We start from the raw sequence: 21,283 nt of genomic DNA, 5'->3' as shown, positions 1-21,283 counted from the left end.
CTCAGGTCTCATGCTTATCCGGGCATATGGCAAGTCGTTCTCTTCTGCCGGAATCTTTCAGTTCTTCCAGTATCACATCGAATCCCCACAGTCTGTGAAGGTGCTTAAGTACTTCCTCAAAGCTGGGGTCAAGAGGGATACGGTCATGAGGTGCATACTGAAGTGTTAGCGAGCGATCTCCCCGGACATCGACATTAAAGATTTGAAGGTTAGGCTCGATATTGCTCAAATTGTACTGGGAAGCAAGCTTTTCTCTGATCTGTTTGTAGCCCAATTCATCATGGATTGCGCTCACTTCAATGAAATTCTTGCGGTCATCATCAGTGATCGAAAATAGCTTGAAGTCCCGGATGATTTTGGGCGACAAATACTGACTGATGAAGCTTTCGTCTTTAAAGTTTTGCATGGCGAAATGGACAGCATCGAGCCAGTCGCTGCCTGCCAGTTCAGGAAACCACTGGCGATCTTCATCCGTCGGGTTTTGGCAAATCCGTTGTATGTCGCGGAACATCGCAAATCCAAGCGCATAAGGGTTGATACCACTATAATACGGACTATTATAAGGCGGTTGAGCGACAACACTAGTGTGGCTGTGAAGAAACTCAAGGATGAACCTTTCTGAAACCGTGCCTTCATCATAAAGATGGTTCAGGATGGTATAATGCCAGAATGTTGCCCATCCTTCATTCATGACCTGAGTCTGTTTTTGCGGGTAGAAATATTGACTGATTTTACGAACAATCCGGACTATTTCTCGTTGCCATGGTTCCAGTAGTGGCGCATGTTTCTCTATAAAATAGAGAATATTTTCCTGAGGTTCACTTGGGAAATTTTCTTTGATTATGTCTTCTTTTTCTTCAGATTTCGGGAGTGTTCTCCATAACTCATTGACCTGTGACTGGAGGTAAGCTTCCCTTTGTTCCTGTCGGGCTTTTTCTTCAGTAATAGAAATTTTTTCCGGTCGTTTATATCTGTCGACGCCGAAATTCATTAAGGCATGGCATGAATCCAGAATTTCCTCGACTTCTGTAACACCGTACTTTTCTTCACAAGAGGTGATGTATTTCTTGGCGAACAGCAGGTAATCAATAATCGAGCTGGCATCTGTCCATGTTTGAAACAGATAATTGCCCTTAAAAAAAGAGTTATGTCCGTAGCACGCATGAGCCATTACTAACGCCTGCATCGTGATAGTGTTTTCTTCCATCAGATAGGCAATACAGGGGTCAGAATTAATGACAATTTCATAAGCCAACCCCATTTGTCCGTGTTTATAACCTTGTTCTGTTTGTATGAACTTTTTACCAAATGACCAGTGATTGTAGTTAATTGGCATACCGATGCTCGAATAAGCATCCATCATTTGTTCAGATGTAATAATTTCAATCTGATTAGGATAAGTATCTAAACGATAATGTTCTGCGACCCTTTTAATTTCAGTGTGATAGCATTCAAGCAGATCAAATGTCCAGTCAGGGCCGTCAGGTAGTAATTTATCTCGTTTTTTTGAACCTGATTTCATCTCTGTTGTCATTCAGGATTCCTCCCTAAGCTGTCTCTTTGTGAAATAATTCTCTGAATACAGGGAAAATATCATCAACTGACTGAATATTTTTCATGGCAAAGTTCTCACTCTCAGGCAGAAGTTTTTCATATTCATGCCATAGTGTCTGATGGGAACGACGTGTAATTTCTATATAGGCATAATATTGACAATAGGGTAATAAATTTTGAGATAGTATTGAGTGGCATTTAGGCGAATCGTCAGCCCAGTTATCGCCATCTGAAGCCTGAGCCGCATAGATATTCCACTGATTAATCGGGTACCTTTTTTCTACAATTTCATGCATCAGCTTAAGTGCACTGGACACAATCGTTCCCCCGGTTTCCTGAGAGTAGAAAAACTCATGCTCATCAACTTCTTTCGCCTGTGTATGGTGGCGGATAAAAATGACTTCAACATTTTTGTAAGTGCGTGTCAGGAACAGATACAGCAGAACGTAAAAACGTTTGGCGATATCTTTGGTGGCCTGATCCATTGAGCCGGAGACATCCATCAAACAAAACATGACGGCCTGACTTGATGGGATAGGGCGCTTTTCGTAGTTTTTGTAGCGTAAGTCAAATGTATCAATAAAAGGAACGTTCTGAATTTTCTTTCTCAGCTCATAAATTTCATGTTCCAGACGGTTTTCTTCAAGTGGTTGAGCCGGTTCTTTCAGCTGAATTCTCTGCAGTTCTTCTTCAAGTTCATTGAGTAAACGTTTTTTCCCTGCTGTCATTGCCATCCGGCGGGCTAGTGATTGCTGCAAAGAGCGGACGACAGAAATATTTGCGGGCACTCCTGCGGTTTGATAGCCAGCTCTGTGCGTTTTCCATTCAGTAATTTTGTTGATTTGCCGTTTTTTTAAATTAGGTAATGCCAGATCGTCAAATAAAATATCAAGATATTCGTCTTTAGAGATCTGAAAAACAAAGTCATCACTGCCTTCGCCATCAGCACTTGCATCACCCTGACCAGCTCCACCACCCGAACCACCACCCTGAGGGCGGTCAATTTTGTCTCCGGTGATGAACTGATCATTTCCGGGATGAACCCGTTCTTTCAAACCACCTTTTCCCTGATGAAAAACAGGTTCTTTAATATCTCTGCCGGGGATAGATATATCTTCCCCGGATTCTGTGTTCGTTATGGAGCGACGATTGACGGCATCTGCGATTGATTCTTTAATTTGTTGTTTATGCCGACGTAAGAAGCGCTGACGGTTGACAGCACTTTTATTCTTGCCGTTTAATCTTCTGTCAATAAATTGCGCCATACATATCCCCTTTCCTTTTGTTTCACCCGGCGGATAAATTCAATTTGCCGTGGCTATTCCCGGAACGGAAGTCAGAAGGGGGGATGATATATTCCATCCCTCCCTTGTCTGTCTTCCATAAAGCACCGGTTGTGGTGGTGCAGATTATTTATGAAGACTTACGAACACGTAAATACCATTCAGACAACAGCCTGACTTGTTTTTCTGTATATCCTTTCTCCATCATCCTTGCTACGAAGTCATCATGTTTCTTCTGCTCTTCGGAAGATGTTTTTGCATTGAATGAGATAACCGGAAGTAACTCTTCTGTATTTGAGAACATTTTTTTCTCAATCACAGTCCGGAGTTTTTCATAGCTGGTCCAGACCGGATTTCGTCCACTGTTGTTTGCCCGTGCTCTGAGGACAAAGTTAACAATTTCATTCCGGAAATCTTTTGGATTGCTGATACCGGCAGTTTTTTCTATTTTTTCCAGTTCACTATTCAGGGCAGAGCGATCAAATAACTGCCCGGTTTCAGGATCCCGGTACTCCTGATCCTGAATCCAGAAGTCAGCATATGTGACATAACGATCGAAAATGTTTTGACCATATTCTGAATAAGATTCAAGGTAAGCTGTTTGTATTTCTTTTCCTATGAATTCGACATACCTGGGAACAAGATAACCTTTCAAATATTCCAGATAACGTTCAGCGGTATCCTGAGGGAATTGCTCTCTTTCGATTTGCTGTTCAATGACATAAAACAGGTGAACAGGGTTGGCTGCAACTTCAGTCTGATCGAAATTGAATACCCGTGATAGTATTTTAAATGCAAACCGGGTCGACAGACCTGACATACCTTCATCAACACCGGAATAATCCCGGTATTCCTGATAGCTTTTTGCTTTAGGATCTGTGTCTTTCAGCGTTTCACCATCATAGACTCTCATTTTGGAGAATACCGATGAGTTTTCAGGGACTTTTAAACGGGATAATACGCTGAATTGTGCCAGAGTTTCCAGCGTACTTGGAGAGCAGGGTGCCAGTGCTAATTCACTGTGATCCAGAAGTTTCTGATAGATTTTAACTTCTTCTGAAACCCGGAGGCAGTACGGAACTTTAACGATATAAACCCGATCCAGGAAGGCTTCATTATTTTTATTATTTCTGAAAGCCTGCCATTCAGATTCATTTGAGTGCGCAAGTATCATACCTTCGAAAGGCAGCGCGGACAAACCTTCTGTACCGTTATAGTTTCCTTCCTGAGTCGCGGTAAGCAAAGGGTGTAAGACTTTAATGGGGGCTTTAAACATCTCAACAAATTCCATCAGGCCCTGGTTGGCCCGGCATAAAGCCCCGGAATAACTGTATGCATCCGGATCATCTTGTGAGTAGTGTTCCAGCTTCCGGATATCAACTTTACCAACCAGAGAAGAGATATCCTGATTATTTTCGTCTCCGGGTTCGGTTTTCGCGACAGCGACTTGATCCAACACTGAAGGACGGAGCTTGATAACCTTAAACCTGGTAATATCACCACCAAACTCATGGAGTCGTTTGGCAGCCCACGGTGACATGATTGTGCGGAGGTACCGTTGATCGATACCATATTCATTTTTTAACAGATCGCCGTCTTCACCGACATCAAAGAGGCAAAATGGGTGATCATTGACCGGGCTTCGCTCACCATTCGCGGTTAAGATATAGATTGGCAACTGCTGCATGAGCGCTTTTAATTTTTCTGCGAGAGATGATTTACCCCCACCGACAGGACCCAGTAAATACAGAATTTGCTTTCTTTCTTCGAGTCCCTGAGCGGCATGTTTCAGATAAGACACGATTTGCTCTATAGAGTCTTCCATCCCGTAAAAGTCTTTGAAGGTCTCATATCTGGCAATGACCCGGTTTGAGAATATACGACTCAGACGAGGATCTTTTGACGTATCGATTAACTCTGGTTCTCCGATTGACATCAACAAACGTTCAGCTGCATTGGCATAAGCACTTTTATCTTCCTTACACAGCATCAAAAATTCTTGCAGTGATAGCTCTTCTTCTTTTGAGGCTTCATATCGGGCTTGGAAATGGTCAAATATACTCATAGTTAATTCTCCCTGAATGTCCTGATGACACAGAATCGCATCAACGCATATCGCACACTCTTTAAGACTAGTCGCTAATTAGCAATTTCGCTTAAAAAATATGTGCTTAAATAAAAAAATGGTGGGGGATAATTAACTTTGTCAACGTATTATTAATCTGGTAAATCGTTCGTTATTTTTCTATAAATAATAGTTGTTTACAGGGAGGTGAAAAATGGGAGGAACTAACCTCCCATATGAGTGTGATTTTTATGCGCTTAAAATCTTCAGAAATTCAGCAGGTGAAAGGTGATATTGACGGGGGCAGCTTTTCCAGGCAGCCAGCATCCTGCGGTATTTATCGAGCATTGTGACCTGACTGTTGAAGTGGTGATCACCTTTATCAAATTGGGTATAGAGACCTTCAGAGTCAACAAGGAAACGTACATAGTGAACCAATTGTGGTTCTGTAGACAAATCGAATCCTAAAAACTGTAAACGGCGCTGATCGATTTCGCTTTGATCCTGTTCTGACAGAATTTTATATGATTCCTGCATGGCATGATACATTTCCATAATATCGATTATTTCGCGGCATGCATCTTCAGACATACAACCAAACTCTTTGTTTAGCTCACGCATGTGCAGGGCGTAGCCTCTTTCCACTATCGTCTGAAATCTCTTATATTTTTCAGCATTTGCAGGATCTAACTGAGTCATCAGACGATACTGATTTGATAAGATGAGGCGTTGAGCGTTAGTCATTTCCATAACAAAATCCTACTCTTTATTTGAAGATTAATTTTGATTGAGAATAACGTTTTTTTCGTGCCTGAAACATGATCTCAACACAGATTTAATTCATTTATCATTTGGATAACTTTATCTTGATCTAAAATAAAAAACGCTCTCAAACCGGAGGTTTCAGAGTGTTATACAGAAGAGGTTCAGGAGGTTGGATAATTTCCTGACGTCAGAACTTGCAAAGGTAAGAGACCCTAGTATTTGACAAGTGAATGGTACTGGCTAAGTACAGACACTATTTTATCCATCGTTTCTGTTGAAGGTGGCTCAACGCCATCTAAGGGATAAGTCTCTCCCATGGCTTCCCACTTATGAGCACCTAACTTATGGTAAGGCAGCAGCTCAATTTTTTCGATATTTTCCATATCCTGTATAAATTGCCCCAACATATGAGCTGATTCTTCGTCATCTGTATACCCGGGTACAACCACATATCTTATCCAGGTTGTTTGTCCTTTTGTATGAAGATAACGGGCAAATTCGAGGGTGCGCTTATTTGACACACCGATAAATTTTTGATGAACCTCATCCTTCATGTGTTTGATATCAAGCATGACTAAGTCAGTGACATCAAGCACTTCATCAATAATTGGAGTGTATTTGCGGATATATCCATTTGTATCCAGACAAGTATGTATGCCTTCGTCTTTTGCTGCGGTGAAAAAATCGCGAACAAATTCAGGTTGAAGCATGGCTTCGCCACCGGAACAAGTCACACCACCGCCAGAAGCATTCATAAAGTGTCTGTATGTTTTTACTTCTTTGATGATCTCTTCAACTGTTACTGTTTTTCCTGAATGTGTATCCCATGTATCTCTGTTATGGCAATACATGCAACGCATCAGGCATCCCTGCATAAATACAATAAAACGAATACCCGGGCCATCGACAGTGCCACATGATTCAAAAGAATGGATACGACCAGTAGTTGACATATTGAAATCTCTTTAGCTGAATTACCCGTTATTTTATTACATTTTAATGCGATTACATAGGGTTGTCCGGCCAGGTGACTGAACATCCGTAAAAGTATTTTGCTTCAGGCTTAGTCAAGTGATCAATGTATGTGCAGGGAGGGTAATGCTTAACCGTTGATGCTAAAGAAATCCGGGTTAAGCTGAATCATGCATCTTCGGGCTGCTTGGGTATAAATCAGGTTGAAAGCAGGAATGTTGAATAAATGAATGTTAGTATGTAAATATTTTTGTGATCTTTGTTGGAAAAATGTATCTTGTTGTTATGGTGTTCAAACACCAAATGATGTGCTGTGGTTTAGGGTGATAGAAGGGAATAACTTGTCATGGATGTACTGAAGTTATCACAGAAACAAAAGAATACCGTTTTTATTGTGATTTTATGTTGTGGCTTTTTGTTAATGGGGCTGTTTACTGCTCAAAAGTTATCAAGTATGGCAGTCTATTATGAAAAAAGTGGAGAGGTTGCCCATGGGGAAGTGACGCTTTTTTCAACGCATACAAAGTTGCTGTCTCTTGCGGCTGAAAGAAGTGAGGTTTTAGCGAAAGATGTCACTCGTGTTTCAAAGGAATTAGAAGCATTGGTTAAAGATGTAGCTCTGGATGCTCAATTTCTTCAGACAATATTCCTGCAAAGTGAAAGTGAACAGATTCGTCATGCCATTATTCAGTTTGAAAAGAGCATGAAGCCATGGCTCAGAATCAAATCTGAGCTGGGTTTTAGTGTGAATGAAGGACAATTAGCCGTCCTGTCTGAACTGGCTAAAAAGATTGAGGGTAAGATCGAAGAAACAGGTATGGTTACAATTCGTTCTGATTTCCGGGCTTTAATTAAAGCGCAGCAGAATTATTTGCTTGAGCCTAATGAGCAACATATGAAGCTTTTTAATCGTGCGATGGCGATGTTTGTCAATACATCAAAGTCTTATGCGACATATGGGAGCTATAAACAGGAAATTGAACAATATAAGCGGGTTTTTATCCGCATCAGTGAGCTTTCGCAACAGCTTCAGGATACAGAATCAAAACTATCTGAATCTGAGAAAGTTGCTCAGAAAGTCATTCATGACGTCTCACAAAAAATGATGTCAGTCAGTCGCCAGTATCAAACGGAAGCGCAGGCTGAAGCCTCTCAGACGATGTGGTCTGTTCTGATCGCCTGTGCTGCTTTAGCGATAATTACGATCACTATTTTTCTGACACACAATATTTCTTTTTCCCGGGCATTGGCTCAGATTAAAAATGTACTGGAAAACCTTTCGAAGGGTGATCTGTCGCAACGGATTGATATTTCAAATAACGCGAAGGATGAATTTAATCAGTTAGGGGTTGCAATCAATGATAGCTGTAGCAATTTGGGCCTGTTGGTTAAAAAAGTCAAAAAAAGCAGTCAACATTTATCAGGTGATGCTGCTGATTTGAATCAAAGCCTTGATCGTTTGGTGGATTCCCAACTTGATATTGTGAATCAAACAGAACTTCTGGCTTCAGCAACAGAACAGGTTAGTGTGACAACTCAGGAAGTCAGCCAGTCTTTATCATTTGTAGCTCAGGTAAGTCAGGACTCTACAACTGCAGCACGGGAAGGAAGTCAGGTCATTGAGAGTGCCATTCATTCACTTGAAGAAGTCAATCAAATCCTGATGTCTGCAGCCGCTCATATAAAACAGCTTGAGCAAGCTTCTGATAAAGTTGATTCAGTGATGGATATCATTAACTCTATTGCTGAACAAACCAATTTATTAGCACTAAATGCCGCCATAGAAGCTGCCCGGGCAGGAGAGCAGGGAAGAGGGTTTGCTGTTGTTGCTGATGAAGTCAGAAGCCTGGCGGTCAGAACCGTGGATGCGGTATCGGATATATCAGAAACAATTGAGACGATGAAACGCGAAAGCACTGAAGTGATTCAGTTTATTGGTCAGTCGGAACATTCAATCCAATCGGGGCAGGAAAAAGGGAATGAAGCAAGGCTGGCTCTGTCTCATATAACGGACAAAGCGACTGAAGCGGCCAGTCAAACCGAGAATATTTTCTTATCAATGAAAGAGCTGGCGACCACCAGCCAGTCAATGGCAAATAATATGGCTCAGATATCTGACTCAATGAAAAACCTGGAAGAAGATAATGAGATACTAAGAAATACAAGCAGACAGGTGGAGCAACGTTCTTCGGATCTATCCAGAGATTGTCAGCAATTTTTGCTATAGATGTTTTGGCATGAAAGACATAACAAAAAAGCTCCCGAATGGGAGCTTTTTTCTCACTGAATATGTCTGATTACATAGATTCAGTAAATGTACGCGCAATTACATCAGCTTGCTGCTCAGCAGTCAAAGAATTGAAACGTACCGCATATCCAGAAACACGAATAGTTAACTGTGGATATTTCTCTGGGTGTTTCACTGCATCTTCCAGTGTTTCACGGTTCAATACGTTCACGTTCAGGTGTTGGCCACCTTCGACACTTGACTCGTGGTGGAAGTAACCATCCATCAGGCCAGCAAGGTTTGAACGTTGTGAATCCATATCTTTACCTAATGCATTAGGTACGATAGAGAACGTATATGAAATACCGTCTTTTGCGTGAGCAAATGGTAATTTACCAACTGAAGTCAGAGATGCAACCGCACCTTTCTCATCGCGGCCGTGCATTGGGTTTGCACCAGGACCAAATGGAGCGCCAGCACGACGGCCATCAGGTGTATTACCAGTTTTCTTACCATAAACCACATTTGAAGTGATTGTCAGGATTGACTGAGTTGGAATTGCATCACGGTATGTGTTCAATGAACGGATTTTTGTCATGAACGTTTCAACTAACTGACATGCGATGTCATCAACACGTGAGTCGTTGTTACCGAATTTCGGATAATCGCCTTCGATCTTGAAGTCAACAGCAACGCCATCTTCATCACGAACAGGTGTAACTTTTGCGTATTTGATTGCAGACAGAGAGTCAGCAGCAACAGACAGACCAGCGATACCACATGCCATGGTACGTTTTACGTTCAGATCATGCAGAGCCATCAGAGATGCTTCGTAGCTGTACTTATCGTGCATGAAGTGAATCGCATTCAGAGCAGTGACATACTGTTTTGCCAGCCAGTCCATGAAGTGGTCCATTTTCTCCCAAAGTTCATCATAATCGAGAACTTCAGAAGTGATTTTTGGCATTTCAGGACCAACCTGCATTTTCGATTTTTCATCCACACCACCGTTGATAGTGTAAAGCATGGTTTTTGCAAGGTTTGCACGAGCACCGAAGAACTGCATTTGCTTACCAACAACCATTGGTGATACACAACATGCAATTGCGTAATCATCAGAATCGAAGTCAGGACGCATCAAATCATCGTTTTCATATTGAATTGATGAAGTATCGATTGAGACTTTCGCACAGAATTTTTTGAAGCCCGCTGGTAGTTGTTCAGACCAAAGAACAGTGATGTTTGGCTCTGGAGATGGGCCCATTGTGTACAAGCTGTTCAGGAAACGGAAGTTTGTACGTGAAACCAGAGTACGTCCGTCAAGCCCCATACCACCGACAGATTCTGTTGCCCAAATTGGGTCGCCAGAGAACAGATCATCATATTCAGGTGTACGCAGGAAACGAACCATACGCAATTTCATGACGAAATGGTCGATCATTTCCTGAGCTTGTTCTTCAGTGATTTTGCCGGCAGCGATATCGCGCTCGATGAAAATATCCAGGAATGTAGAAGTACGACCCAGAGACATTGCTGCGCCATTCTGAGATTTAACCGCTGCCAGGTAACCGAAGTAAGTCCACTGGATAGCTTCTTGTGCAGTTTCTGCCGGGCGGGAAATATCACAGCCATACTTAGCTGCCATTTCTTTGATTTGGCCCAGTGCACGATGCTGTTCTGCAACTTCTTCACGTAACTGAATTGTTGCCTGCAAATCTTCGCCATTTTCCATTTTCTCTTGCAGAGAAGTGAATTGAGCGAATTTGTCTTTCATCAGATAATCGATACCGTAAAGTGCAATACGACGGTAGTCACCGATGATACGACCACGGCCGTAAGCATCTGGAAGACCAGTCAGAACACCAGATTTACGGCATTTCAGAATTGATGGTGTATAAACATCGAAAACACCCTGGTTGTGTGTCTTGCGATATTCAGAATAAGTTCTTTTAACTTGAGGATCCAGCTCACGGCCATATGTATGACATGAACCTTCAATCATACGGATACCACCGTTAGGAATAATCGCACGTTTCAATGGTGCTTCAGTTTGAAGACCTACGATTGTTTCTAAATCTTTATTGATGTAACCCGCATCGTGTGAAGTAATGGTAGAAATAACGGAAGTATCGAAATCAACAGGAGCGTGAGTAGAGTTTTCCTGTTTAATGCCTTCCATTACCTGAGCCCAAAGTTTTTGTGTTGCTTCGGTACCCTCAGAAACCAGGAAAGATTCATCACCTTCATATGGAGTGTAATTTTTTTGAATAAAATCACGAACGTTAACTTCGTTTTGCCAGTCTCCAGCAGCAAAACCTTCCCAAGCTGTAGCAAATTGCTCTGCCATGATATACCTACCTTTAATGAGTAGAGAAAAACAAGTACTGACCATAGCCGTTGAGCCAGCTAACCTTTAACAACAGGAAGTCAGTACACTCTTCGAATAAAAATATGAATAAACAATTTAATATGAATCTTACTGTTTATTGATATTATCACTCTTAAGCTCTTTTCACTGTGACGAAGTCAGCTTAGATTAAAAAAAAAAGACAAACCTTAAACTAAATCAATAAAACTTAAAAAATAGAAATAAATTGTGAATGATAATTCACCAGTCTCGGTACTATGCAGCCTTCAATCAGGAATACTTCCTCAAGTTTAGACATTGCTCCCATATACCGCAGGCCATTTATTAAAATATTGATTCAAAATTGTTAAATTATTGTTTCTGTGAATGGTGTTGTTTACAGTGATTGAAAGTGGTCAAATAAAATACTTATACCCAAACAACCTGCATCTTCAGGTTGTTTGGGTATATATGAGTTGTTATCTCATATAAGTAATTATATTCACTATCAGCGAAGAATATCATAGATAATTATTTGGCTAACTATCTGCTATACATCAAATATTGTCCATATCGGGGCATGATCTGAAGGCTTTTCTAATCCTCTGAGTTCATAGTCAATATCTGATTCCTGACTCTGTCCGGCAAGGCTGTCTGTTGCGAGAATTGCATCGATTCTTAATCCACGGTTGTCGTCAAAACCACGTGAACGGTAATCAAACCAGGAGTATCGGTTTTCAGTATCAGGATGAATTTGGCGGAATGTATCCGTAAAGCCCCAGTTCAGCAATGTAGACAACCATTCCCTTTCTTCTGGCTGGAAGGAGCACTTGCCGGTTTTTAGCCAGCGTTTCCGGTTGGCTTCACCAATACCGATGTCGATATCTGCCGGGCTGATGTTGATATCACCCATAATCACAATCTTTTCATCCGGCTGGTGTTGCTCAAGATAAGTCATCAGATCTTTAAAAAACTGCCTTTTATAAGGAAATTTTGTTTCATGAGCGATATTTTCTCCCTGTGGGAAGTACCCATTCATGATTTTTACTGAACTACCATCCTTCAGTTGAAAAGTACCGATAATCATCCTTTTCTGATGTTCCGGAGTGTCTGATGGGAAACCATATTCGATTTTTGATGGTATTTTTTTAGACAACAGGGCCACGCCATAATGAGCCTTTTGTCCGTGGTAAAAAACCTCATATCCCATTGCTTTGATCTGATCGACGGGAAAAGCATCATTGTGGACTTTAATTTCCTGCAGACCGATGATATCGGGTTGATGTTTATCGATCAGTGCCTGAAGTTGAGGGAGACGGGCGCGCAGGCCATTGATATTGAAGCTAACTACTTTCATGCGGATTGTCCTTATAAAAATGAATTGATCAACAGGTTATTTTTGTGGTGTTTTTTCCTGATTCAAAGAAGTCATTTTTCTTTCGAGATCTGTTTTAACAATATGTATCGCTTCCAGAGCTGTTTCAGGATCGATTTCATTTGTTTCCAGCAGGTAAATCAAGTCGACCGCCAGTTGAACTGCTTCAGGTGCCTCTTCGATTGGTTGATTGGATTGAGTCATCGCTGATTTCTCCTTTCAGCTGAAAGATAATATGCTGCATATGAATGAAATTACGGGGTGTTAAACCATGCATAATATGCGAGTCGTATTGCAAGAATACTCACGACAGTGATAAAAACCGGCCTGATAAACGGGGAACCAAAGCGAATTGCAGAATGAGCGCCCACATAAGCACCAATCATTAAGCACAACCCCATCACTAACCCAAGAACCCAGTTGATGTGTCCAAGTATGGCGAAAGTGATGAGAGAGGTCATATTACTTGTAAAATTCATTGCCTTGGCCAGACCAGAAGAAAACAATATATTGAGGCGGTACAGCGCCATCGAGGAGACAACCCAGAACGCACCGGTTCCCGGTCCTGCAATACCATCGTAAAAGCCCAGGCTCAAGCCCTGAATAACTTGTTTCAATTTTAAATTGGGTACATTAACCTTTTCGGGATGATGTTTTCCATGTCCGGGATGATAAAAAATAGTATATGCCGCTGTAAGTAAAATAATCAGTGGTAAGAATCTCTCTAACCAGGCTTTGCTGATGAGATCTACAACGAGAGTTCCGGTAATCGCTCCGGCTAATGTAGAAACAAAGACATGTTTCCATTGACGGGGATTAAACATCTTCTTTTTATAATAAGTGATGGCCGCTGTTGATGTGGCAAAAGTTGCCGCTACTTTATTTGTGCCAAGAGCAATATGCGGGGGCAACCCCAGAGATAATAATGCCGGGACTGTGAGCAGGCCGCCACCGCCAGCAACACCATCTATAAAACCGGCAACAAACGCTACAAGTGCCAGCATCAGCAACGTAGCCGGTTCAATATATTCCATTCAATATCAACCCTTGTTAGTTTTTATTTGTACGTTTGTATCAATAATACGCTGGAATGGGGGAAGGGCATCAAGTAATGCTTTTCCATATCGTTTTGTGATGATCCGGCGGTCAAAGATAACCACTCTACCAGAATCATTTTCATTACGCAGTAGCCTGCCTACTGACTGAATCAGTTTTCTGCTGGCTTCCGGGACCGTAATCTGCATAAAAGGGTTACCACCCCGGGATTCGATATATTCGGCATGGGCCTGTTCAACCGGAGATGTTGGTACTGAAAACGGAATTTTGGTAATAATGACGTTCTCCAAAAGCTTTCCGGGTAAATCCAGACCTTCGGAAAAGCTGTTTGTGCCAAACAATATGGCTGTTTTTTGTTGAGCGACTGTCTGGGAATGCTTATGAAGGATTTTAGAACGGGGTTTTTCTCCCTGAACCTGACATAACCAACCTTTTTTCCTGAATAATATTTTAAGTTTATCTGCCACCTGATTCATTTGCCAGTAGGATGAAAACAGTATCAGATTTGCTTTTTTTTCTGCAATATAATGTGGAATATGCTTAATCAGTTCCTGGGTAAATTCCGGTGACTGCGGTGCAACAGGAAAGTGAGGAATACATAGCTGACCATTTTTCTGAAAGTCAAATGGAGAAGATAAAGCCAGAAATTGTATGCCATCTTTATCATGACAGGTCATCCCTGATTGATGGCAGAAAAATGAGAAAGAGTTTAATGCGCGAAGTGTTGCTGAAACGGCAATTGTTCCAACGCAGCGGCTCCACAGCTGCTGTTCCAGTTTCCAGCCTATTTCTATCGGAGAGACGTTGACAATATAATCGCCGGGGTAGTCCTCACTCAGACTAAGCCATCTGGCAAGAGGTGCGCCATTTTCCCTTGTTGGCTCAGCCATCATCGTCCAGACCCTTGTCAGGTTCTCCAGCCGTTGAAGAAAATAACCCAGTTCAGCCAGGATCGGAGCGCTTTGACGTGAGGAGAGTTCACCTTCTTTTATCCGTTCACCAATTAAGTCGGCAATTTTAGCGGTAGCCTGGCAGGTTTGACTTGCAGCTTTTTTCATGTGTGATGCTTCTGACGAAAGCCACTCAGGAAGCTCTCCATGTTCAAAACGCATGTTGCCTTCATCAAACTGTTCGGGAATTATTTGTTTGCTGATTTGATTGAGAGCCGGGATGAGTATCTGAATATTTTTCGATATTTCATCTTTAAACCTGAAGGCTCTTTTCTCATCTGTCAGGTGCATCCATCGGGCTAATGATTGGTTCAGCTTTTCAAGCCAGCCGACTGCACCTTTGAGTGAAGCAGAGGCAGAAGCATGTTCTCTGGCAACCTGATACAGGTGGTGTGCTTCATCGAAGATATAGATTGACTGTTCTGGCTCCGGAAGAATGATGCCACCGCCCAGATCAGCATCTGCCATGACCAGACTGTGATTTGCGATAATAATGTCAGCACTACTCAGTTCTGCCCGGGCTTTATGAAAAGGGCACTTTCTGTGTGCTGAAAAAGCAACATTGCAGCTTTGCCTGTCACTGACGATCAATTGCCATTGTTTTGCATCGACAGGAGTTTCCCAGCTATCAATATCTCCATCCCATTGTCCTTTTAACAACTTATCATGCATTTGCTGAAATAAGTCTGTATTCGGATCAGCTTGAATATCCTTAAATAAGGATGGCTGGGAAGCATCCTGACTACAAACAGCAGCTAATTTTTCCAGACAGCAGTACCGCTGCCTGCCTTTTGCGATCCTGAATTGAAAGTCTAAATTGCTGAGGCGTCTGTAGAGTGGTAAGTCTTTATTGACGAGCTGTTCCTGCAATGCAACTGTCGCTGTTGAAATGATCAAAGATTTGTTATTGAGCACAGCAACTGGCACTGCCCCCATCAGGTAAGACAAGGACTTACCAATTCCGGTCCCGGCTTCTGCTACCAGTATTCTGTTTTTTTCATGATAGTTACCGCAAAGCGTTTTTGCGATTTCAGCGATCAGGTAATTTTGCCCGCGCCGGGGAACGAAGTTATCCATCTGTTCTTGCAGGTTCCTGTAGCTACTGCGTATCGATTCCTGAATCTGCCTGGTCAGCATAAATTACCTCGTTTTCTTGCGGACGCATATGTTAGCACACATGGCGAATTGATAAGAAGTTCCCTTAAATTGATTTTTTTTGTTTTGAAGCTTGATCTTCCTCACAAAAGACAGCTATTCATCAAGGGTTTAATATAGTTTTACTGCATGAAAAATATAAAACCATAAATTAATCATATGGTTTTTATAAAATTCTTATTTTTATAAAAATCCTGCCTATATTTAGTGTTTTATTCTCTATTGGTTTGATTTTACAGTGTGGGATGATGTGAGCAAAGATGACTGCATAATGTACAAAGCAGGCGCAAGCTAGTAATAAATGATTGTTTAACAATGGTTTATTCTATTTTGTTTGGTTTTTTTAGAATATTTGACACATAAGTTATTATTTAGCAATCTAAGAAATGAAACAAATGATGGTAGCTGGAGTTATAAACGGTTACCGCAAAACAAAAAGAGAATCTAAATAAAAATAAAGTTCTCTGAAACTAAGAAAAGGCAGTGGATTAATATGAAAAAGACTCTAGTAGCTCTTGCTGTGTTAGCAGCAGGTTCAGCTCATGCAGCTGAAGTGTATAACAATGATGGTGTGAGTGTAAGCATCTCTGGTTCTGCAGAAGTTCAGTACATCCAGGACTTCGAGCAGGATGGTGGCCCTAATGTTGATGCAACAACCCGTCTTGATGATGGCGATGTTACAATCACAACTTCGATCGAAATGACTGATGACTGGGCAACAGTTGCAGGTCTGAGCTATGACCTGGCGACTGATGATCGTGATGCTGAAACTGACAAGCTTTATGTTGGTTTTGAAAGTTCAGAGTACGGCACAATTACTTTTGGCCGTCAAACTCTGATTGCTGATGACGATGGTATCGGCAAAGACTTCGAGCTGGGTGATGCACAATACTTCTCTGATCAAGTTGAATCTGCAGATGATGTTGTGAAGTATGTGTATGACAATGGTCAGTTTTATTTTGGTCTGAGTCATGATCTGGATGCTTCAAATGGTGACTCAACCAGTGGTGTAGAAGTTCTTGATGGTCGTATCGGTGCAAGATTTGATGACTTAGATGTTCGCCTGTATGTTTATACAGATGAATATACTGGTGGTGATGAAACTACGGCATTTAACTTAGAAGCTGAGTATACATTTGATGCATTTAATATTGCTGCATCTTATGGTGAAGCTGAAGTTGAAAACAATGCAGGTGTTACTCAAACCGATACTGCATATTTTGAACTGAATGGTTCTTATACTGTTGATAAGTTCACTTATGCGATTGGTTATGCGTTCTCAAGTGAAGATGAGTCAGACAAAGATACAGATAACATTTACGCAAACGTTGTTTATCAACTGCACGCAAATGTTCGTACCTATGCTGAAATCGGTTATAAAGATATCGATGATGAAGCTGACTACGATCTAGGCTACCTCGTCGGTATGGAAGTTAAATTCTAATTGAATTTAATCACCCATAAATATCTGAAAACCGCCTCATTGAGGCGGTTTTTATTATGGTATTTTATATTTATCCAGTGATGCAATTATCTGATTTTTTCATTCTTTATTCTATAGTTCATATCAGGTTTCAGTTCACCCTATACAGGATCATGCTTTATGAAGCGTATTAATATTATCTTATCCGGATTCATCGGTTTGCTGCTTATTTCGCCCATACAGGCGGCAACGATCTCCAGTGAAAAATCTGTAGAAATTCTGGCTTTAGATGGCCGGGAGCTGGAAGGTGGGCGCTATGTAAATGATAAAACGCTTGAGGTCGGTACAGGTCAGCATCAGCTGGTCATTCGCTATTATGGTGATGTCAGAAAAGGTTCAAAGAGTGCGATTTATTCAACCCAGCCTTATATTTTTTCTGTTGATTTAAAGCAAGATGATCAGGTTGTGATTCTGGCCCCATCACTAAAATCTTACTCTCAGGCAAAGGCTTATTTTCGTCGTGGTGCACAGTGGACGCTTCGCTATCAGGATGGTTCCGAGGAAAAGATTCAGTACGAAAAACTGACCGGAAAAGGGTTAATGCCATTTGCAGATATAGAAAAAGCTGTTGCGGCTTACAATAAAAAACATCATCCGAAAAACTTTGTTCCAGCAACACAAGCCAGCACATCGATTGCAGCGCAATCATTGCAAAAAACACCTGCTGGTCAGAACGATACACTCATTCAGACAATTCAGTTGTTGTATAACAATGCGACGCCAGAACAAAAATTAAAAATTAAACAGTGGATCGGTCATCAGCCCTGAATCTGTATCAGAGCTGGATAAAAGCGGTTATTCCGAAATAATGCCATCGATGTAGTACCAGCATCCGCCTTCCCGGATAAAACGGGACCGTTCCTGCAGGCAAAAACTTTGTCCATTTCTCTGAAAGTAAGCTTTGAAATGGACAAATCCTTCCTCATCAGAGCGGCCCGGGGCTGTGTCCAGAATGACAAGTTTGTCCCAGCTGTTTAATGTCCCATCTTCAATACCGTTCCGATCATGCTTTGCTTCATTCTCTGAGTGATAGGTTTGCTGAATAAAGTCTGTAAGCCCTATAGCATATGCGGTGTAGCGTGCCCGCATTAACTGTTCAGGTGTTTCTGCGTTGCTGTGGTTCATATGAACGGGCTGACAGCAGTTTTTATAGTGACGCTTGCTGCCACATGGACATTTTTTCATATTATTGAGCCTTTATTTGCCTGAATATTCAGAGAGTAACTGATGGTCTAGGTGATAATGTCCCTGATCATCATATGTCAGTACAGATATTTCTTTTCCCCAGTCGCCTAAAACCACACGTATTTTTTCACTATCAGATGACTGAAATGAATGTATATCAGGCCTGTGTGTGTGTCCGTGAATCAGCAGACTTACCTGTTGTTCATCCATAACCCGTTCAACTTCAGCCTGACTGACATCCATAATGTCTAATGATTTATTTTGCTTATCCTGACGGGTGTTCGACTGAATCTTGCTGACGATCTTCTGTTTCAGTCCAAAGGGAAGAAGTCTGAACAGCGACTGTCGCCAGGGTTGGTGTACTTTTTCACGGAATTGCAGATAGCGAACATCATCAAGACATAAAGTATCGCCATGCATGATGAGTACACGCCGTCCGTAAAGTGTCACCACCGCCTTTTCATCAAGTAATGTTACCCCGGTTTCTCTGGAAAAACGTTTTCCCACCAGAAAATCACGATTTCCGTGGATAAAATAACAAGGTGTGCCATTTAATGTTACTTCTCTTAGTGCTGTTTTTATTTCTCTGGCAAAATCAGTCGGATCCTTATCGTCTATCCAGAAATCAAATAAATCACCGAGTATATACAGTGCATCAGCATGGGGGGCTTTATGGTGAAGAAAATGTTTGAAAGCCGTCGTGAGTTCAGGATGTTCAGGACTTAAATGTAGATCGGAAATGAAAAGTGTTTGCATGCTTTTTTATTTCGGTTAAAGAAAAGAGCGTATGAATACGCTCTTTTGACAGAGTGCGAAGCGGAATTATTCTTCGATCGTTGTACCAGTAATGACAACCTCTTCAAGAGGTACATCCTGATGCATACCATAAGAGCCGGTACTCACACTTTTGATTTTATTTACGATGTCCATGCCTTCGACAACTTCACCAAATACGCAATAACCCCAGCCATCCATTGACTCTGAACGGAAATCAAGGAAAGTATTATCGTTGACATTAATAAAAAACTGGGAGCTTGCAGAATGAGGTTCCATCGTACGGGCCATCGCAAGCGTACCGGTTTTATTACTTAAGCCATTATTGGCCTCATTTTTAATCGGAGCACGGCTGGTTTTTTCCTGAAGGCCGGATGTCATGCCGCCGCCCTGGATCATAAAGCCATCAATCACGCGGTGGAACAGGGTATCATCATAAAAATTCTCGCGGCAATACTGGAGAAAGTTCGCAGAAGTTTCCGGTGCTTTTTCTTCGTTAAGCTGAATTTTAATGTCGCCAAAATTGGTATGCAGGGTGATCATATGACTACCTTTTATGTTTTCTAACAGTAAAACACGATTCTAGCTTAGTTTTTTCAACAATTGAATGATTCAGCGGAAGAAGTCGAAGAATAAGGTGACCTGACGGGCTGAGGATTGTTATAATCCGGAATCATTTGGTAACCCATTGTAAATATAGATAGAGATCATGCTGAAAATATATAACACACTGACAAGACAAAAAGAGGAATTCAAGCCAATTAACGCCGGAAAAGTCGGCATGTATGTTTGTGGTGTTACCATATACGATCTCTGTCATATTGGCCATGGTCGTACGTTTGTCTCTTTTGATATGGTTGCCCGTTACTTACGCTATCTGGGGTACGATCTGACACTGGTGCGGAACATTACCGATATCGACGATAAAATTATTAAGCGTGCAGCGGAAAATCAGGAACCATGTGATGTGTTAACCAACCGGTTAATTGATGATATGCATGCAGACTTTGATGCATTAAATATGATGCGTCCTGATATTGAACCAAGAGCGACGGATTATATCTCAGAAATTATTGCCTTAGTTCAGAAGCTGATTGATAAAGGCTTTGCTTATGTCGCTGATAATGGCGATGTGATGTTTGAGGTTAGTCGTTATAAGGATTACGGAAAGCTGTCTGGTCAGGATCTGGAACAATTGCAGGCCGGTGTCAGAGTTGATGTTGAAGCGGCTAAAAAGAGTCCGATGGATTTTGTCTTGTGGAAAATGGCCAAACCGGGAGAACCTGAATGGGAATCTCCGTGGGGTAAAGGGCGTCCGGGATGGCATATTGAATGTTCAGCCATGAACTCAGCAATACTTGGCAACCATTTTGACATTCATGGTGGTGGTTCTGATTTACAGTTTCCCCATCACGAAAATGAAATTGCGCAATCATGTTGTGCTCATGACACATCTTATGTGAATACATGGATGCATAGTGGTATGGTGATGGTTGATAAAGAAAAAATGTCCAAATCATTAGGTAACTTTTTCACGATTCGTGATGTGCTGGAGCATTATGATTCAGAAACGATCCGGTACTTTTTGATGTCAGGGCATTATCGTAGTCAGCTGAACTACAGCGAAGATAACCTGAATCAGGCCCGTTCAGCGCTTGAACGTTTATATACGTCGTTGCGCGGACTGGATCCGGATGTGACTGCTGAAGGTGGAGAAGCGTTTGTTCAGCGTTTCGAAGCTGCGATGAATGATGACTTTAATACACCGGAAGCTTATTCGGTTCTGTTTGATATGGCTCGTGAAATCAATCGCCTGAAACTGGAGAGTCACGAAAAAGCAGGTAAACTTGCCGCGCGTCTTCGTGAGCTGGCCGGGATCATTGGTATTTTATATCAGGAACCAGAGACTTTTTTACAAGGCGACCAGAATTCAGATGAAGATACCGCTGAAATCGAATCGCTGATTCGTATCCGGAATGAATCCCGGGCGGCGAAGGACTGGGCGCAAGCAGATATGGCGCGTGATAAGTTAACTGAGATGGGAATTGTTCTGGAAGATGGGCCTGAGGGCACTACCTGGCGCAGAAAATAA

At 41.7% G+C, this 21,283-nt stretch carries 17 protein-coding genes; 4 read left to right on the top strand and 13 right to left on the bottom strand.

All coding sequences use genetic code 11. From position 1 onward, the window contains the following. Position 1 precedes the first annotated feature (1 nt). The 5 genes from OC443_RS11640 to pflA all read right to left on the bottom strand — a co-directional run bounded on the left by OC443_RS11640 (position 2) and on the right by pflA (position 6,620). Positions 2-1,534: a SpoVR family protein gene (locus tag OC443_RS11640; protein ID WP_073586261.1), complete on the bottom strand. Its 1,533-nt coding sequence runs from the start codon at positions 1,532-1,534 to the stop codon at positions 2-4. 13 nt (positions 1,535-1,547) lie between these two features. Continuing rightward, a complete protein-coding gene (locus OC443_RS11635) occupies positions 1,548-2,819 on the bottom strand; it encodes a YeaH/YhbH family protein (RefSeq protein ID WP_073586262.1) in 1,272 nt (423 codons plus the stop codon). A gap of 148 nt (positions 2,820-2,967) precedes the next feature. Beyond that, positions 2,968-4,902 (bottom strand): PrkA family serine protein kinase, encoded by a 1,935-nt coding sequence (locus tag OC443_RS11630; RefSeq protein WP_073586263.1) that lies wholly within the window; start codon positions 4,900-4,902, stop codon positions 2,968-2,970. 249 nt (positions 4,903-5,151) lie between these two features. Beyond that, positions 5,152-5,652, bottom strand: a complete 501-nt coding sequence (locus OC443_RS11625; RefSeq protein ID WP_073586264.1) for a YfbU family protein — start codon at positions 5,650-5,652, stop codon at positions 5,152-5,154. Between the two features lie 227 nt (positions 5,653-5,879). After that, on the bottom strand, positions 5,880-6,620 hold the full coding sequence (pflA, locus tag OC443_RS11620) for a pyruvate formate lyase 1-activating protein (RefSeq protein WP_073586265.1): 741 nt from the start codon (positions 6,618-6,620) through the stop codon (positions 5,880-5,882). A gap of 365 nt (positions 6,621-6,985) precedes the next feature. On the opposite strand from pflA, the gene OC443_RS11615 reads away from it, so the two are divergent. Further along, the gene (locus OC443_RS11615) at positions 6,986-8,866 is read left to right on the top strand and encodes a methyl-accepting chemotaxis protein (RefSeq protein WP_073586266.1); all 1,881 of its coding nucleotides are present in this window, start codon (positions 6,986-6,988) and stop codon (positions 8,864-8,866) included. A 70-nt stretch (positions 8,867-8,936) separates the two neighbouring features. Here the strand turns inward: OC443_RS11615 and pflB are convergent, their stop codons facing one another. From pflB to dinG, 5 genes are all read right to left on the bottom strand, one after another. Then, complete coding sequence (pflB, locus tag OC443_RS11610) at positions 8,937-11,213, bottom strand: formate C-acetyltransferase (protein WP_073586267.1); 2,277 nt, start codon at positions 11,211-11,213, stop codon at positions 8,937-8,939. Between the two features lie 550 nt (positions 11,214-11,763). Then, positions 11,764-12,570, bottom strand: a complete 807-nt coding sequence (xthA, locus tag OC443_RS11605) for an exodeoxyribonuclease III (protein WP_073586268.1) — start codon at positions 12,568-12,570, stop codon at positions 11,764-11,766. A 36-nt stretch (positions 12,571-12,606) separates the two neighbouring features. Then, complete coding sequence (gene rsmS / locus OC443_RS11600) at positions 12,607-12,792, bottom strand: pleiotropic regulatory protein RsmS (RefSeq protein ID WP_073586269.1); 186 nt, start codon at positions 12,790-12,792, stop codon at positions 12,607-12,609. A gap of 50 nt (positions 12,793-12,842) precedes the next feature. Beyond that, positions 12,843-13,622, bottom strand: coding sequence for a sulfite exporter TauE/SafE family protein (locus OC443_RS11595; protein ID WP_073586270.1), 780 nt, complete (start codon positions 13,620-13,622; stop codon positions 12,843-12,845). A 6-nt stretch (positions 13,623-13,628) separates the two neighbouring features. Next, entirely contained in the window at positions 13,629-15,731 is a 2,103-nt protein-coding gene (gene dinG, locus OC443_RS11590; RefSeq protein ID WP_073586271.1) for an ATP-dependent DNA helicase DinG, read from the bottom strand. Between the two features lie 511 nt (positions 15,732-16,242). Here dinG and OC443_RS11585 point away from each other — a divergent pair. After that, positions 16,243-17,193, top strand: a complete 951-nt coding sequence (locus OC443_RS11585; RefSeq protein WP_073586272.1) for a porin — start codon at positions 16,243-16,245, stop codon at positions 17,191-17,193. 159 nt (positions 17,194-17,352) lie between these two features. Then, positions 17,353-18,000, top strand: a complete 648-nt coding sequence (locus OC443_RS11580) for a YccT family protein (RefSeq protein ID WP_073586273.1) — start codon at positions 17,353-17,355, stop codon at positions 17,998-18,000. Positions 18,001-18,027: 27 nt separating this feature from the next. Here the strand turns inward: OC443_RS11580 and OC443_RS11575 are convergent, their stop codons facing one another. The 3 genes from OC443_RS11575 to OC443_RS11565 all read right to left on the bottom strand — a co-directional run bounded on the left by OC443_RS11575 (position 18,028) and on the right by OC443_RS11565 (position 19,734). Beyond that, positions 18,028-18,417, bottom strand: a complete 390-nt coding sequence (locus OC443_RS11575) for a YchJ family protein (RefSeq protein WP_073586274.1) — start codon at positions 18,415-18,417, stop codon at positions 18,028-18,030. 12 nt (positions 18,418-18,429) lie between these two features. After that, positions 18,430-19,173 carry a UDP-2,3-diacylglucosamine diphosphatase gene (gene lpxH, locus OC443_RS11570; protein WP_073586275.1) on the bottom strand — a complete coding sequence of 248 codons (744 nt, stop codon included), beginning with the start codon at positions 19,171-19,173 and terminating at the stop codon, positions 18,430-18,432. A gap of 66 nt (positions 19,174-19,239) precedes the next feature. Further along, positions 19,240-19,734: a peptidylprolyl isomerase gene (locus OC443_RS11565; protein WP_073586276.1), complete on the bottom strand. Its 495-nt coding sequence runs from the start codon at positions 19,732-19,734 to the stop codon at positions 19,240-19,242. Positions 19,735-19,900: 166 nt separating this feature from the next. Here OC443_RS11565 and cysS point away from each other — a divergent pair, with 166 nt between their 5' ends. Continuing rightward, entirely contained in the window at positions 19,901-21,283 is a 1,383-nt protein-coding gene (gene cysS, locus OC443_RS11560) for a cysteine--tRNA ligase (RefSeq protein WP_073586277.1), read from the top strand.

The organism is Vibrio quintilis, assembly GCF_024529975.1.
GTDB classification, from domain to species: domain Bacteria; phylum Pseudomonadota; class Gammaproteobacteria; order Enterobacterales; family Vibrionaceae; genus Vibrio; species Vibrio quintilis.
This window is presented reverse-complemented; position numbering and strand designations above follow the sequence as displayed.